This is a genomic window from Desulforamulus ruminis DSM 2154 (genome assembly GCF_000215085.1).
Lineage (GTDB): Bacteria > Bacillota > Desulfotomaculia > Desulfotomaculales > Desulfotomaculaceae > Desulfotomaculum > Desulfotomaculum ruminis.
In genome coordinates, this window is the sequence record NC_015589.1 from 3,631,681 (window position 1) to 3,648,108 (window position 16,428).

Annotated in this window: 12 protein-coding genes and 1 other RNA gene; 2 read left to right on the forward strand and 11 right to left on the reverse strand. The window is 49.4% G+C overall.

The annotated features are described in order from the left end of the window. The first annotated feature begins 12 nt into the window (after positions 1-12). Together DESRU_RS18080 and DESRU_RS18085 are read left to right on the forward strand one after the other, a co-directional pair. Entirely contained in the window at positions 13-3,027 is a 3,015-nt protein-coding gene (locus DESRU_RS18080; RefSeq protein WP_013843536.1) for a type I restriction endonuclease subunit R, read from the forward strand. 16 nt (positions 3,028-3,043) lie between these two features. Next, positions 3,044-5,125, forward strand: a complete 2,082-nt coding sequence (locus DESRU_RS18085) for a DUF262 and DUF1524 domain-containing protein (protein ID WP_013843537.1) — start codon at positions 3,044-3,046, stop codon at positions 5,123-5,125. A 252-nt stretch (positions 5,126-5,377) separates the two neighbouring features. On the opposite strand, the gene ssrA is transcribed toward DESRU_RS18085, so the two are convergent. The 11 genes from ssrA to gap form a co-directional block, all read right to left on the reverse strand. After that, positions 5,378-5,728: a transfer-messenger RNA gene (ssrA, locus tag DESRU_RS20445) on the reverse strand. A 36-nt stretch (positions 5,729-5,764) separates the two neighbouring features. After that, on the reverse strand, positions 5,765-6,253 hold the full coding sequence (smpB, locus tag DESRU_RS18090; RefSeq protein ID WP_013843538.1) for an SsrA-binding protein SmpB: 489 nt from the start codon (positions 6,251-6,253) through the stop codon (positions 5,765-5,767). Positions 6,254-6,381: 128 nt separating this feature from the next. After that, positions 6,382-6,933 carry an HDIG domain-containing metalloprotein gene (locus DESRU_RS18095; RefSeq protein ID WP_013843539.1) on the reverse strand — a complete coding sequence of 184 codons (552 nt, stop codon included), beginning with the start codon at positions 6,931-6,933 and terminating at the stop codon, positions 6,382-6,384. Then, positions 6,884-7,366, reverse strand: a complete 483-nt coding sequence (locus DESRU_RS18100) for a PaaI family thioesterase (RefSeq protein ID WP_013843540.1) — start codon at positions 7,364-7,366, stop codon at positions 6,884-6,886. Before DESRU_RS18100 ends, DESRU_RS18095 begins: the two co-directional genes overlap by 50 nt. Before the next feature lie 136 nt (positions 7,367-7,502). Continuing rightward, positions 7,503-9,584 (reverse strand): sodium-translocating pyrophosphatase, encoded by a 2,082-nt coding sequence (locus DESRU_RS18105; RefSeq protein WP_187290668.1) that lies wholly within the window; start codon positions 9,582-9,584, stop codon positions 7,503-7,505. Positions 9,585-9,635: 51 nt separating this feature from the next. Continuing rightward, positions 9,636-9,863, reverse strand: coding sequence for a preprotein translocase subunit SecG (secG, locus tag DESRU_RS18110; protein WP_013843542.1), 228 nt, complete (start codon positions 9,861-9,863; stop codon positions 9,636-9,638). A gap of 173 nt (positions 9,864-10,036) precedes the next feature. Further along, on the reverse strand, positions 10,037-11,323 hold the full coding sequence (eno, locus tag DESRU_RS18115; protein WP_013843543.1) for a phosphopyruvate hydratase: 1,287 nt from the start codon (positions 11,321-11,323) through the stop codon (positions 10,037-10,039). A 227-nt stretch (positions 11,324-11,550) separates the two neighbouring features. Further along, a complete protein-coding gene (gpmI, locus tag DESRU_RS18120) occupies positions 11,551-13,101 on the reverse strand; it encodes a 2,3-bisphosphoglycerate-independent phosphoglycerate mutase (RefSeq protein ID WP_013843544.1) in 1,551 nt (516 codons plus the stop codon). Positions 13,102-13,200: 99 nt separating this feature from the next. Next, on the reverse strand, positions 13,201-13,965 hold the full coding sequence (tpiA, locus tag DESRU_RS18125; RefSeq protein ID WP_041275893.1) for a triose-phosphate isomerase: 765 nt from the start codon (positions 13,963-13,965) through the stop codon (positions 13,201-13,203). 148 nt (positions 13,966-14,113) lie between these two features. Further along, positions 14,114-15,295 carry a phosphoglycerate kinase gene (locus DESRU_RS18130; protein WP_013843546.1) on the reverse strand — a complete coding sequence of 394 codons (1,182 nt, stop codon included), beginning with the start codon at positions 15,293-15,295 and terminating at the stop codon, positions 14,114-14,116. A gap of 3 nt (positions 15,296-15,298) precedes the next feature. Then, positions 15,299-16,339: a type I glyceraldehyde-3-phosphate dehydrogenase gene (gene gap / locus DESRU_RS18135; protein ID WP_013843547.1), complete on the reverse strand. Its 1,041-nt coding sequence runs from the start codon at positions 16,337-16,339 to the stop codon at positions 15,299-15,301. Between the last annotated feature and the right edge of the window lie 89 nt (positions 16,340-16,428).

Genomic DNA, 16,428 nt, shown 5'->3' on the forward strand with positions numbered 1-16,428 from the left:
GAGGTTCACCCTATGCCATATACCGAAGCAAATTATGAAAATGCGGTGCTTGAGGTTTTCCGCGACACATTGGGTTACGGCTATTCCTACGGGCCTGATGTTGTGCGCGATTATTCCGACCCACTGTATACAGACGAGTTGCTGCCTGCCCTGCGGCGCGTCAACTCGAAACTCCCGGAAGTTGCACTCTCCGAGGCGGTTTATAAGCTGCGCAATTTCGAAGGTGGCACGGTGTTGCAGAAAAACGTCCAATTTATGGACTACCTCCAAAACGGCGTATCAGTGAATTATTATGACAAGGGTGAACAACGTTCCGCACTCGTTCAGCTTGTGGACTTTGATAACATCAAGCAAAACACTTTCACTGTCGCTAACCAGTGGACTATTACCGAAAACAGTGAGAAACGTCCAGATGTTATTGTGTTCCTGAACGGTCTGCCTGTAGTGGTATTCGAGTTAAAGTCACCGAGTCGCGAGGAAACCGATGCTAGCGAAGCTTATCGCCAGCTTCGTAACTATATGAAAGAGATCCCATCCCTGTTCATCTACAACGCTTTTCTTGTGATGAGCGACCTCGCCACTTCCAAAGCGGGTACAATCACCGCCGATGAAGACCGTTTTATGGAATGGAAAACAAAAGACGGCAGTTACGAAAATACGCAGTACGCCCAGTTCGACACCTTCATTGAAGGAATGTTCGAGAAGGGGCGACTGCTTGATATTATCAAGAATTTTATCTGCTTCTCCGGCGACGCGAAGATTCTTGGTGCCTATCACCAATATTTTGCCGTGCGGAAGGCCATTACTTCCACCGCCAAGGCAACCGAAACAGACGGGCGTGGCGGTGTTTTTTGGCATACGCAAGGCAGTGGCAAGTCATTGTCTATGGTATTCTACGCCCATCTTTTACAGGAGATATTGAACTCCCCTACAATCGTTGTGCTGACCGACCGTAACGACCTTGACGATCAGCTGTTCGGGCAATTTGCAAAGTGTGCGGACTTCCTGCGCCAAACGCCCCAACAAGCCGAAAGCCGTATTCATTTAAAAGAGCTTCTCGCGGGGCGGCAAGCGAACGGTATTATCTTCACTACGATGCAAAAGTTTGAGGAATCCTCCGAAGCCCTCTCCGACCGACGCAACATCATCGTTATGGCGGACGAGGCGCACCGTGGGCAATATGGACTTGAGGAAAAGGTGGATGCCAAGACAGGACGTGTTATCCTCGGTACGGCTCGGATTATCCGTGACAGCCTGCCAAATGCGACCTACATAGGATTTACTGGCACCCCCATCTCCTCGAAAGACCGCTCGACAATTGAGGTTTTCGGCAATTACATTGATATCTACGATATGACTCAAGCTGTGGAGGACGGCGCAACTCGCCCGGTCTACTATGAGAGCCGGGTTATTCACTTGAAATTAGACGAGGATGTTTTGCAGCTAATCGATGCCGAATACGACATTATGGGTGAGAATGCCGAACCATATGCCATAGAGAAAAGCAAAAAGGAACTTGGGCAGATGGAAAGCATCCTTGGTGCCGACCAGACGATAACTGCCCTGTGTGAGGACATCGTAAAGCATTATGAGGAAAACCGCCAGTATGAACTGACTGGCAAGGCAATGATAGTTGCTTACTCTCGCCCGATTGCTATGAAGATTTACCATAAGATTCTTCAAATGCGTCCAGATTGGACAGAAAAACTTGGTGTGGTGATGACAAGCGGTAACAACGACCCTGAAGAATGGCGCGAGATCATCGGCAATAAGCGCCACAAAGACGAAATGGCGAAGAAGTTCAAGGATAATAACAGCCCCCTTAAAATCGCCATTGTGGTGGATATGTGGCTAACAGGATTCGATGTTCCGAGCCTTGCAACGATGTACGTTTACAAGCCGATGGCGGGTCATAATCTTATGCAGGCAATCGCACGCGTCAATCGCGTTTATAAGAATAAAGAAGGCGGCTTAGTGGTTGATTATGTTGGTATCGCGTCCGCGCTGAAACAGGCGATGAACGACTACACCAACCGTGATAAACAGAACTACGGGGAACAGGATATTGCCAAGACCGCCCTCCCGAAGTTTATTGAAAAGTTGGAAGTTTGCCGTGACTTGTTCCATGGGTTTGACTACGCCGGCTTTATGGACGCGAAAGCTACAGACCTTGCCCGCGCCAAGGCAATCAGTGGCGGCGTAAACTTCCTGTCTGGTATAGATAAAGAAAAGCAGCGCGAGTCTTTCGTTAAAGAGGCTATGCTGCTCCGTCAGGCGTTGTCACTCTGTCGCTCACTCCTTAAGCCTGAACAGCGATTTGAAGCGGCATATTTTGAAGCAGTTCGGACTCTCCTAACCCGTATTACGGGCGAAGGTAAGCCGCTGTCCCTGAAAGAAATAAATGCCCGCGTCAACGAACTGTTAAAAGCGAGCATTCAGAGCGAAGGCGTTATAAACCTGTTTTCTGATATAGATACGGGGTTCTCGCTTTTCGACCCGAAGTTTCTCGAGGAAATCGCTAAGATGAAGGAACGCAACCTCGCGGTAGAAATCCTTAAAAAACTTCTCGCCGAGCAAGTATCGCTCTACCGTCGAACGAATCTTGTTAAGTCAGAAAAGTTTTCCGAAATGCTATCCCGTGCAATGAAAGCGTACTTGAACGGGATGCTTTCCAATGAGGAAGTTATTGCCGAACTAATGAAGATGGCAAAGGACATGGCAAACGCTCAAGCGGAGGGCGACGCGCTTGGACTGAATGATGAAGAGCTGGCATTCTATGATGCTCTGACTCGTCCCGAAGCAGTAAAGGATTTCTATCAAAATGAAGAACTTGTAGCAATGACTCATGAGCTTACCGATATGCTCCGCAAGAACCGCACTATCGACTGGCAGAAGAAAGAATCTGCTCGCGCCGGAATGCGACGCATGGTAAAGAAGCTGTTGAAAAAATATAAATACCCGCCTGATGGTATGGAAGATGCAATCGCCACCGTAATTGGTCAGTGCGAGATGTGGGCAGATAACTAATGCGGGGGGATAGAAAATGGATGCTACAAAAGGTAATATCTATCAAATATTGAATGGGTCTAAGCAGTTTGTTATACCCGTCTATCAACGCACCTACAGTTGGGAGAAGGAACAGTGTATGCGCCTTTGGCGTGATATAGCTGCCATGCAAAAATCTAACCGGGAAGGGCATTTTGTCGGTTCTATAGTAAACATCGAGGAAAAGGCCATGCCCATAGGGGTTCAAAAATACATGATCATTGACGGGCAGCAGCGCCTTACCACGCTAACGCTCTTGTTAATTGCGCTGCGCGACTATGCCAGTGTGCATTCAGAAGAAGCTGGAATTAACGCACATAAAATTACCGACACGCTTCTGCTCAATGCCTACGAAAGCGGTAGTGATCGTTATAAACTATTCTTGACACAAACAGACCGGGAAGTGCTGATAAAACTTATTGAACATTCACCCATAGGTGAAGAGGTTAGATCTCGGCTGATCGACAACTATTTATTCTTCGCCGGGCAGATAGCTAAAATGGAATTATCCCCGATTGAAGTCTATCAGTCTATTGGGAAATTACAGATAGTGAATATCACGCTCGATCGTCAGTCTGATGATCCGCAAGCGATTTTTGAAAGCCTGAATTCTACCGGCATAGACTTGTCGGAGTCCGACCTTATTAGAAACCATATTCTTATGGGACTGGATACGGATAAGCAAACAGCAGTGTATAACAATACTTGGAGGCCAACTGAGCTTTTATTTAATTATGAGAGGGCGAGCTCTCTCATGGATAAATTTTTCCGTGACTATCTTACCATGAAACTTGGAAGAATCCCAAACAAGAATAAGGTTTACGAGGAATTTAAGGCATACCATGCCAATTGCGGTTTGGAAGTAAGCGATCTATGCCTTGATATTTATTCTTTCTCCAAGCATTATACAGATATGTACTTTTGCAGGAGCGGCGATGAACGCTTAAAATCCCTTTACGAGGAAATGCGCTCTGTTCAAATGGAGGTAGCGTATCCGTTCCTCATGAAGGTTCATGATGATTGCGATAGTGGCATGATAACACTAGATGAACTATTGGAAATCATCAGGTTGTGCGTGAGTTATGTGCTTAGGCGAAGCATTTGCGATATTCCGACGAATTCCCTCAATAAGACTTTTGCTACCATGAAAAATCACATTCGAGCAGATGACTACCTGAATTCTGTAAAGGCCTTTTTTGTCTTGCAGGATTCATATAAAGAGTTCCCTAACGATGAGCGGTTTATTTCTGCCTTTTTATCACGTGATATTTACCACATGCGTGTTTGCAATTATATCCTTAGCCGCCTTGAGAACTATAACAACAAGTCGGCTGTGAAAACTGATGCGCTGACGATTGAACATATCATCCCTCAAAATCCAAAGTTATCGATGGAATGGGTTGCTAATCTCGGTGAAAACTGGAAGGAAGTGCAGAAGAAATATTTGCATACTATTGGAAACCTTACATTGACTGCTTACAATTCTGAAATGAGCGATTCATCCTTTACGGATAAACTTGATATGGAAGGCGGATTCAAACAGAGTGCCCTCCGATTGAATAAATATGTCGTGATGCAGACGACTTGGGGCGAAGATCAAGTCAAGACTCGCGGCTCGGAACTCGGTGAGTTAGCCAAAAGCATATGGCCATTCCCTGCTTTGAATGATGAGCAGCTTGCCCCTTATATAAAACAAGACGATATTGTACCACAGTATTCCATTGACAGCTATGAACAACTGAATGCTTTTAACCGAATCCTGTTTGAGAAACTCAATGCATGCATCATGAATCTTTCCGCTTTTGTTAAACGTGAATTCAAGAAACTGTACATTGCCTATAAGGTGGATACAAACTTTGTAGATGTTGTAATACAAAAATCGCGGCTGCGTTTGTCAGTGAACATGAAGTTCGCAGACGTTATAGACCCAAAAGGTCTTTGCAAAGACATAACCGGGTTGGGACGTTGGGGAAATGGAGATGTCGAATTATTCTTGGATAGTTTGGAACAACTTGATGATGTAATGTTTATAGTTGAGCAGGGCTTCCAGGAACAGATGGGTATCGAAGTCAAGAATTAAAAATTAACGATAACCCCAATCTTTCAACGATTACCTGTTAGCGATGCACACCCCATGCTAACTTTCAACGATTACCTCTGCCAATGCCATGAAAAAAAGTAAGGGTTATAACTTTTTATGGACAAAATTACACAACAAAGAGCGAAAAAGCCGCTCCTCCAAACTGAAGGAACGGCTCTATTACTGGCTTTTTAGGCAAAACAAAAACCACCCACCGATAAAATTCTTTTTATCAATAGATGGTAGATAATCTGGTGGAGGCGGGGGGAGTTGAACCCACCGTCCGAAAGAACGACCACAACAGGCTCTACGAGCGTATACTATGCTTTAGGTTTCACTTCATTGTCGGCCATAGTCAACCTACAATGTTGCTATCCCGGTAGTCTTAGCTATAGCCCTCCGAGAATCAAGCTATAGAGCGTCCCGCTAGATTGACCCTCTATCCCGCACCGCGGGCGCAGCAGGTAGAAGGTTAGACAGCAATTAAGCTGCTAAAGCGTATTCTTCGTTGGCAATTAAATTGCGTTCACCGTTTAACGGGTAGGTGAGATCCCGGCTCGCTCCTCTTGCCACCGCTTCCCCCGTCGAAGCCATTTCGCCCCCATATTTTATTATCATAGTGCCAACTTTAAAAGCAATTTATACCTTCTGCCGCTCCCGGATAGCGCGGTCCATATCCCGCTTGGCATCCCGGGCGGCAATATCCTGACGCTTGTCATAGGATTTTTTACCTTGTCCCAATCCCAGTTCCACTTTGACCCGGCCTCTGGGATTAAAGTACACTTTTAAGGGAATTAAAGTTAAACCCTTTTCTCTGATCTTACCCAGCAGCCGCATGATTTCCTGTTTATGCATCAGAAGCCTGCGGTTTCTCTTGGGCTCATGGTTAAACCGGTTGCCCTGTTCATAAGGACTTATATGCATATTATACAGGATCAGTTCGCCGTTATCAACGCGGGCATAACTGTCTTGCAGGTTGGATTTCCCGGCCCGCAGGGATTTTACTTCGGTTCCCTTCAGTTCTATCCCCGCCTCGTAGGTTTCCAGGATATGATATTCGTGCCGTGCCCGGCGGTTTTCAATGATGGTTTTAAAGGTTTTTCCGGATGGAGCAGGTTTTGACGTCATAAAAAACACCTCGGGAGAAAAAAGCCCTGGTCCTCTTAGCGAGATCGGGCTTCTTGAAAAAATCCAAAAGCAATTTTAAAAGTATATTCATTATAACATTGTTAATTATTCTGTCAAGCTAAGAATTATTAAAGACCCAGTTGGTCTGAAGCATTTTGCATGGCTTCCAGGCTTAAGCCTAAAAACTCTTCCAGGGTTAAACCCAGTTCGGAGGAAGAGCGGATTTGCTCACGGTTGGCCCCCCGGGCAAAGGATTTTTCATTCATCCTATTCACTAAAAAGGGCACGTCGATGGCCGAAAGCTTTTTCTCCGGCTTGATCAAAGCACCGGCCACAATCAATCCGGTAGTAGGGTCGGCAGCGTACAGTGCCTTATCCATGAGGCTGTTGCGGGGCAACCCGTGACATTCATTATGCACCTTTACAGCATAAACAAGGTCCTCGGGCAAGCCCATTTCTGAAAGCATTTCTGCTCCCAGCAAACTGTGCCGCTCCGGCTGATCTTTGGTGTTATCATAATCAATGTCGTGAAGCAGCCCTGCCAGACCCCATTTCTCCTCGTCTTCCCCGAAGTGCAGGGCCAGTCGTCTCATCACCACTTCCGCCGCCACGCAATGATTAACCAGATTTTTATTCTTTAGATTCTTCTTCAATATCTGCAGTGCTTCTTCCCGATTCAATCTGTAAACCCCTCTCTGTCTTGATAAACTTGGCTACCGCCTTTGCCACTTTGGTTCCATCGGCCAGCGTCACTTCCGCCTCCATGTTGGCAATCCTGCCCCGGTCCAACTGCTGCCTGGCGGTAACAATAATAGGCTCTCCAATGGGTACCGGCTTCAGATAGCGCGCGGTCATCTCCACGGTCATGGCCGGAGTTCCTCTTCCCCACAGCCAGTGGGCCATCACTTCATCCATCACCGTGGAAAGAAGACCTCCGTGCATGACATTTAACCAGCCGGAGTGTTCGGCCTTGGGTGTAAAGGTGGTATAGCAAATATCGTCCTTATGTTTAATTTTTAGTTTTAGGCCTATAGGGTTGTTCCGACCGCAAGCAAAGCATTTATTTACTTCCTGCCATTTTTCGCTGTTGTAAATATCCTGATTCTTTTGCAATCCTATTCCCCCTATAAAAAATGCTTTCTGTAATATTTTACAAAAAACAAAGGCTTCTGGCAACTGAGCTTGATGTATAGACAATTTGCCATATAAAAAAATATACCGGGCCTTCGCCCGGTATATAAGGTTTCTCCTACAGTCTGGTAAGCAGGGGGCCAAGAATCAGGGAAATGGTTCCTGCAACCTTGATCAGCGGGTTCATAGCAGGACCGGAGGTGTCTTTGCAGGGGTCACCTACAGTGTCACCCACAACGGCTGCTTTGTGAGGATCGGATTTCTTACCGCCCAGGTTACCTTGCTCAATCCATTTCTTAGCGTTATCCCAAGCACCACCGGCGTTAGCCAGGAACAGAGCCAGCAGAACGCCTACGCAAGTTAGACCAGCCAGGAAACCGGCCAGAGCTTTGGCGCCAAGAAGGAAACCAACCAGTATAGGAGCGGAAACCGCTACGATACCAGGAGCAATCATTTTAGCAATGGCGGAACGGGTCGCAATGTCAACGCAACGAGCGTAATCCGCTTTGGCACCGGGTTTGCCTTCCAGCAGACCAGGGATTTCACGGAACTGACGGCGAACTTCTTCCACCATACCGAAGGCAGCTTCACCCACAGCACGCATGGTTTGAGCGCCAACTAAGAAAGGAACGGCGCCGCCGATGAACAGGCCCACAAGAACCATGGGCTCAGTCAGGTTAACGATAAATTCACCACCGGGCAGAACATCGGCAAACTTATGTTTAACTCCATCTACATAAGCACTGAACAGAGCCAGAGCAGTCAGAGCAGCGGAACCGATGGCAAAGCCCTTGGCAATAGCAGCGGTGGTGTTACCAACTGCGTCCAGTTTGTCGGTTTTAACACGAACTTCCGGAGGAAGTTCAGCCATTTCTGCGATACCACCGGCGTTGTCCGCAACGGGGCCGAAGGAGTCCATGGCTACAACCATACCAGCGGTGGAAAGCATACCCATAGCAGCCATGGCAATACCATAGATCGCCCACAGGCCGGCTTTATCCGGAGGAGAAGCGGAACCAACCGCCCAGAAGGAGAAGTAAATGGCAGCGGCAAATACCAGCATGGGCAGTACGGTGGATTCCATACCAACAGCCAGGCCGTGAATTACGTTGGTAGCAGGGCCGGACTTGGAAGCCTCGGCAATACGGTTAACGGCAGGTTTGCCGGCACCGGTATACATTTCTGTCAGGTAACCAACAGCCACGTTAACAATCAGACCGGCTAATACAGCCATGAATACGCCAAAACCAATTCCCTGCTCAGCAAAGAGCGTGTTGGCCAGGAAGTACACGCCCACAGCGGTCATCACGTTGGTGGACCAGAGGCCTACGTTCAAGGCAGCCTGAGGGTTGCCGTCTTCAGAGGTGCGAACAAAGAAGGTTCCAATAATGGAGGCAATAATACCAATAGCACCTACCAGCAGCGGGAAGATAATACCGGTAAAACCAAACAGGGTGTTACCAATCAGCATAGCAGCAATGGTGGTAGCAGCATAGGATTCAAACAGGTCGGCACCCATACCGGCGGTGTCACCTACGTTATCACCCACGTTATCGGCAATAACCGCAGGGTTACGCGGATCATCTTCAGGGATGCCGGCTTCAACCTTACCAACCAGGTCAGCGCCTACGTCAGCAGCTTTGGTATAGATACCGCCGCCGATACGGGCGAAGAACGCGATGGCAGATGCACCAAAAGCAAAGGAGTTAATAACCAGAGGACTCTGGAAGACGATATACAAAACAGAAACCCCTAACAGACCCAGACCGGCAACGGACAGACCCATAACGGCGCCGGCACGGAAGGAAACGTTAAGCGCTTTGGCCATGCCATGGCTGCGGGCAGCCTCGGTGGTACGGGCATTGGCCTTGGTGGTGGAGGTCATGCCGATGTAACCGGCAACGGCTGATAAAACAGCACCCACTAAGAAGGAGATAGCAGAAGTTCCGCCAACCGGCAGGTGCTCCCCGCCTTCAACAAAGAACTTAGCGCCATAGAGAAGAATAAAAATAATTACGACAAAAGGAATCAAAGTTTTATATTGGCGGTTTAAGAAAGCCATAGCGCCTTCATGAATCGCCTCAGAGATTTCACGCATTTTGGGAGTGCCCATATCTTCTTTAAGCACGCTTGACAGGGTAAATAAGGCAAAAAGCAAAGCCAAAGCGCCGGCACCCGCAGCGTAATAAGCGAGCATCATATTATCCACTTGAAGTTACCCTCCTTGTCCCGATATAAAATTTAAAAAGACCTACTTCATTACCACTAATACCATGGAAGTCAATCCAAAGGCAACCGCGGTAAAGGCCGTGATTCTGCCGAGCTTCTCATCTAATCCTTTCTTTTTTCCGAAGAATTGCTCGGCTCCTCCGGCGATAGCTCCGGATAACCCGGCACTTTTACCAGACTGCAGCAAGATCGTAGCAATTAATCCTAACGCGATAAGTACATGTACGGCAGTCAACAAGCCTTTTAACACAAACCCACCTCCTTTTGCAAATTATGTAAATATAAGGACTTGTATACTTTGTCATTATATCACAACGTGAAAAATGTGACAATCTGTATTCTCTCAAAAATAGGTGTCCCGGGCTTATTGGGACAAGCCCAGGCGTCTTATTTTGCGAGTTTTGTGATTATATTAACAAGCCCTTAGCTCCGCAAATTGTAGAATACACCTTTGCCGCGATACCGGGCCAGGACGGACAATTCCTCTTCAATCCGAAGCAGTTGGTTGTACTTGGCTACCCGGTCTGTCCGGGAAGGCGCCCCGGTTTTAATTTGTCCCGCGTTGGTGGCTACGGCCAGGTCGGCAATGGTGGTGTCGTCGGTTTCACCGGAACGGTGGGATACCACGGCGGTATAACCGGCACGCTTGGCCATTTCAATGGCATCCAGAGTTTCGGTAAGGGTACCGATCTGATTAACTTTGATTAAAATGGAATTTCCTACGTTCTCTTGAATGCCTTTGGACAGCCGTTCAGTGTTGGTGACAAACAGGTCGTCCCCTACCAGTTGTATCTTTTGACCCAGGGCCTGGGTCAGTTTGGCCCAGCCTTCCCAGTCGTCTTCGGATAAGCCGTCTTCAATGGTGATGATAGGGTATTTGTCCACTAAACCCGTGTAGAATTGGATCATTTCCTCGGAGGTATAGGTCACGCCTTCCCCGGCCAGGACATACTTGCCGTCTTTGTACAGTTCTGTGGCAGCCACGTCCAGCCCCAGGAAAACATCCTGCCCGGGCTTATAGCCCGCCTTCTCAATGGCTTCAATGATGACGGCCAGGGCTTCTTCGTTGCTTTTTAAGTTGGGGGCAAAGCCGCCTTCGTCGCCCACGGCAGTGTTGAGACCCTGGGCCTTGAGCACCAATTTCAAGTTGTGGAAGATTTCAGCGCCCATCCGGAGTCCTTCAGCAAAGCTGGAGGCCCCTACGGGTAAAACCATGAACTCCTGGATGTCCACATTGTTATCCGCATGAGCTCCGCCGTTCAGGATATTCATCATGGGTACGGGCAGTTCCTTGGCATTGACACCACCAATATATTGGTATAGAGGCAGGCCAAAGTAGCTGGCCGCCGCCTTGGCCACCGCCAGGGAAACACCCAGAATGGCGTTGGCCCCCAATTTACTCTTGTTGGAGGTGCCGTCCATTTCAATCATAAGCTGGTCAATGCCAATCTGATCGGTGACGTCCATACCAATGAGTTCCGGGGCAATGATTTCGTTCACGTTATCCACGGCCTTTAAGACGCCCTTGCCCAGGTAGCGCTCCTTATCGCCGTCTCGCATTTCAATGGCCTCGTAGGCCCCGGTGGAGGCCCCGGAGGGAACCGCCGCTCTGCCCACGTTGCCGTCTTCCAGCCATACTTCCACTTCAACGGTGGGATTCCCCCGGGAATCCAGTATCTCCCGGGCAAAAATGTCGCTGATGGTGGTCATGCTTGATTCCTCCTAAATTAGGTTATTGTTCCTTGTTTCGTTGTTAGCCTAATTCCGTATTTCTCTGAGGTTCTGTTGTTGGACTAAATAAGCATTTCTTTTGGGTCTTGTATATCATACAGCTTCACAGGACGAATGTCCAATATCAAACCACACAGCCCTAAAAAACCCCTGATAAGCCGGTCTCAACAGAAATACCCCACAGGCCAACGACCGGACCCTAAGAATTAGCCCTTAAGCAACAAACTCTCTCCCGTCATTTCCGGGGGTTTGGGCAGTCCCAGGAGGTCCAGGATGGTGGGGGAAATATCCTGCAGGCTGCCGCCTCTCCTCAATTTCGCTCCTTTGTGGCCATCGTTAACGAGGATAAAGGGTACCGGATCGGTGGTATGGGCGGTAAAGGCCCCTCCTTTTTCATCCCTCATTTTTTCGGCATTTCCATGGTCCGCGGTAATCAGTACCGTGCCGGATTTCTCCAGTACGGCAGCAACAATCTTTCCAATGCATTTGTCCACGGTTTCAATAGCGATCCGAGTGGCTTTTAGATCCCCGGTATGTCCCACCATATCCGGGTTGGCAAAATTCACCACCATCACCTGATATTTACCGGATTTCAAGTTTTCCAGAAAGGCTTCGGTTACTTCATAGGCAGACATTTCCGGTTCTAAATCATAGGTGGCCACCTTGGGAGACGGTATGAGCACCCGGTCTTCTTTGGGATTGGGGGCTTCCACTCCCCCGTTGAAGAAAAAGGTAACATGAGCGTATTTCTCTGTTTCCGCCAGCCGCAATTGCCGGCAACCCTGTTTACTGAGCCATTCGCCCAGAGTGTTTTCCAGTTTGGTCGGCGGGAAGGCTACCGGTGCGTCAATGGTTTTATCGTAGACGGTCATGCAGACAAAATGGACTTTGGGTCTTTGAGCCCCCCGGTCGAAGCCGGTAAAATCCTCATCCACAAAAGCCCGGGTGATTTGTCTGGCCCGGTCCGGCCGAAAGTTGATAAAAAGTACGGCATCCCCGTCGGCGATCTTGGCCAGGGGTTGTTTGTGGTCGTCCGTAACCACGGTGGGTTTGATAAATTCGTCGGTTTCTTGCCGTTCGTAACCCACGTCAATGGCTTCCACCGGCGAATTGGCCAGCAGGCCTTCTCCATAGACCATGGCCCGGTAAGCCAGTTCGGTGCGTTCCCAGCGGCGGTCCCGGTCCATGGCGTAGTAGCGCCCCGCAACGGTGGCGATTTGTCCCACCCCGATTTCCTTCATTTTGGCCAGCAAGGCATTCATATAAACTTTCGCACTGGAGGGCGGTACATCCCTTCCGTCCAGGAAGGCATGCAGGTAGACCTTGGTTAATCCCTGCTGCTGCGCCAGTTTAAGGGCGGCCATGAGGTGTTTAATATGGCTGTGTACGCCTCCGTCCGAAAGAAGTCCCAGGATATGTAAAGCCGAGTCCTTTGCCTTAACCATTTGCATGGCTTCCAAAAGAACGGGATTTTTAAAAAAGTCCCCGTCTTTAATGGACTTGGTGATACGGGTCAGTTCCTGGTAGACCACCCGTCCGGCCCCAATGTTCAGGTGCCCCACTTCCGAGTTGCCCATTTGTCCCTGGGGCAATCCCACGGCTTCTCCCGAGCATGCCAGTTGCGTGTGGGGATACTGGAAAAGCAGCCGATTTATGTTGGGTGTATCGGCCAGGGCGATGGCATTGCCGTCCCGGTTGGCGCTTAACCCCCAGCCATCCAGCACAATTAAGGCCAGGGGCCTTTGTTCTGTGGTCAACCTCGCTAACCTCCCTTTTCAGCCTTCGATATGTACCAAAAGGGCTTATGTGAATACCCTATCTCCTCAGTCTTAGAAGCATTGAACTTAATAAAAACATCAAATCAAGGAGCTTTGAGCCTCGCTTATAATTCCTGCAAAATCCTCCACTTTAAGACTGGCCCCGCCCACCAGCGCTCCGTCAATATCCGGTTGGGACATTAAGCCCCGGGTGTTGGCGGGTTTTACACTGCCACCATATTGAATACGAACGGCGTCCGCAGCTTCGGCACCATATGCACCGGCAATAATTTCACGAATTAAGCCGTTTACTTGTTGAGCATCTTGATCGGATGCCGTTTTTCCGGTGCCAATGGCCCACACAGGTTCATAAGCAAAGACCAGTCCGGCTACCTGTTCGGTAGTTAAACCGGATAAAGCCGCTCTCGTCTGAGTTTCTACGGTAACGGCTGTTTTTCCTGCTTCCCTTTGCTCCAGAGTCTCACCCACGCAAATAATGGGGATCAAACTGTGCTCCAGAGCTGCCTTTACCTTCCGGTTTACCTTTTCGTCCGTTTCCCCGTCATACTGGCGGCGCTCGGAGTGGCCCAAAATAACATATTTGCAGCCCAATTCCTTCAGCATCAAGGGAGAAATTTCCCCGGTAAAGGCTCCCTGGGCCTCCCAGTGCATGTTTTGGGCCGCCAAACGAATAGCGCTTCCTTTTAATGCCTCAGCCACCGGAGCCAGAGCGGTAAAAGCCGGACATACCACCACTTCCACCCGGGAATCCAGGCCGGAGGACTGAAGCTCCTGGACAAAGCTTAACGCTTCAGCCACGGTTTTATGCATTTTCCAGTTACCGGCAATGATCAACTGTCGCATCATAGCACCCCTTCCTTAAGATGCAAGAAGTGAGAGGTTTGAAGTGAGATTGAAAAATTCTGCCAACCCATTTTCCGCTCACTCTCAGTCTCTCACTTCTCCATTGTTAGCATGCCTAATCCCGCTAAAAACATGATGACGTAAAATACTATTTATTCTGCAAAGCTGCGACCCCCGGCAGTTCCTTTCCTTCCAGAAATTCCAGAGAAGCCCCGCCTCCGGTGGAAATATGGCTGATTTTTTCGGCCACGCCGGTTTTGTTAACCGCCGCCACCGAATCCCCGCCACCCACAATGGTGGTGCCTTTGGAAGCAGCCAGAGCGTGGGCCAGTGCCTCGGTCCCTTTGGCAAAGGGCTCCATCTCAAAGACTCCCATGGGTCCGTTCCAAACAACGGTCGCTGCTTTCTCAATGGCGGCAGTAAACCGTCGAGCAGTCTCCGGGCCGATATCCAGCACCATCCAGTCACCGGGAATCTCACTGACAGGAACGACTTTTTGTTGGGCCGCAGGTTCCATGGCCAGGGCCACAACGGCATCGGTGGGTAGCAACAGCTCTACGCCCCGGGTCCGGGCCCGCTCAATCAAATCTTTGGCCAGGTCAACCTTGTCTTGTTCCAGCAGGGATTTGCCTGTGGCATACCCTTGGGCTTTCAGAAAGGTGTTGGCCATCCCGCCGCCAATGATGAGGGCATCCACCTTACTGAGAAGGTTCTCGATCACACCAATTTTATCCGATACCTTGGCGCCTCCGATGATGGCCACAAAGGGCCGTTCTGGATGGGTTACGGCCTTGCCCAGCATCTCTAATTCCTTTTCCATCAGGAAACCGGCCACGGCAGGCAGGTACTCGGCAATACCGGCGGTGGAAGCGTGGGCCCGGTGGGCAGCACCAAAGGCATCGTTTACATAAATATCCGCCAGTTCCGCCAACTGGCGGGCATATTTCTCGTCGTTCTTGGTCTCTTCGGCATGGAAGCGAACATTTTCCAGCAGGAGAACATCCCCGTCCCGCATGCCTTCAATGGCCTGCTGGACTTGAGGTCCTACCGAGTCGTTCACCTTGATGACTTCTTTTCCCAGCAGTCCGGAAAGTCTCCCGGCCACCGGGGTGAGGCGGTATTTTTCCACCACTTCCCCTTTGGGACGTCCCAGATGGGAGGCCAGGATCACTTTGGCCCCCTGGTTAATCAGGTATTCAATGGTAGGCAAAGCTTTTTGAATACGGGTATCGTCGGTGATGCGCTCCCCTTCCAGAGGTACGTTGAAATCAACCCGTACAAAGACTCTTTTGCTCTTGACATCAATGTCCTTGACGGACTTCTTTTGCATCTTTTACAACCCCTTCTCAGCAACCAAAAGTGCCAGGTCTAAAACGCGGTTGGAATAACCCCACTCGTTGTCGTACCAGGCAATGACCTTGGCCATATTGCCGATGACCATGGTGGATAAGCCGTCAACAATGGAAGAGTTGCGATTTCCGTTAAAGTCCCTGGAAACCAGCGGCAGGGGATTGAATTCCAGGATGCCCTTCATGGGGCCTTCCGCAGCCGCTTTCAGCGTACTATTAATTTCTTCGGCCGTGGCCGGTTTGGCCAGTTCCACCACCAGGTCCACCACGGAAACGTTGGGAGTGGGCACCCGCATGGCAAAGCCGTTCAGTTTACCCTGCAGTTCCGGAAGCACCAGTGCCACGGCTTTAGCCGCTCCGGTGGTGGTAGGAATGATGGACATTCCGGCAGCCCGGGCGCGACGCAGGTCTTTGTGGGGCAGATCCAGAATCTGCTGGTCGTTGGTATAAGAATGAACTGTGGTCATCAGACCCTTTACAATGCCAAAATGATCGTTCACAACTTTCGCCACCGGCGCCAGACAGTTGGTGGTGCAGGAAGCGTTCGAAAGGATATGGTGCTTGGACGGATCATAGATAGAATCGTTTACGCCCATGACAATGGTGGCGTCCACCTCTTTACCGGGAGCGGAAATGATTACTTTTTTGGCTCCTGCCTGGATATGCTTGGCGGCATCAGGCCCTTTGGTGAAACGTCCGGTGGATTCGATGACAATATCCACGCCCAGTTCACTCCAGGGCAGTTTGGCCGGATCCCCCTCGGCAAAAACCTTAATCTCTTTTCCGTTGACCACAATGGTATCCTCGGTGGCGGAAACATCCGCGTTCAATACACCGTGTACCGAATCATACTTTAACAGGTGCGCCAGGGTCTGGGCATAGGTTAAGTCGTTGATCGCTTTGAAATCCAGGCGGCGGGATTTATGGTTGACCAGTGCAACTTCAAATTCCCCACGCTCAATGGCGCAACGCAATACATTTCTACCAATTCGACCAAAGCCGTTAATCCCTACTTTTATTGCCATTTTTGAAACCCCACTCCTTTGGAATTTTAGTATGTCACATTTGGATACTCTTATTAATTTGTATGTCCTTTTTTCAAAATCATTTCAAC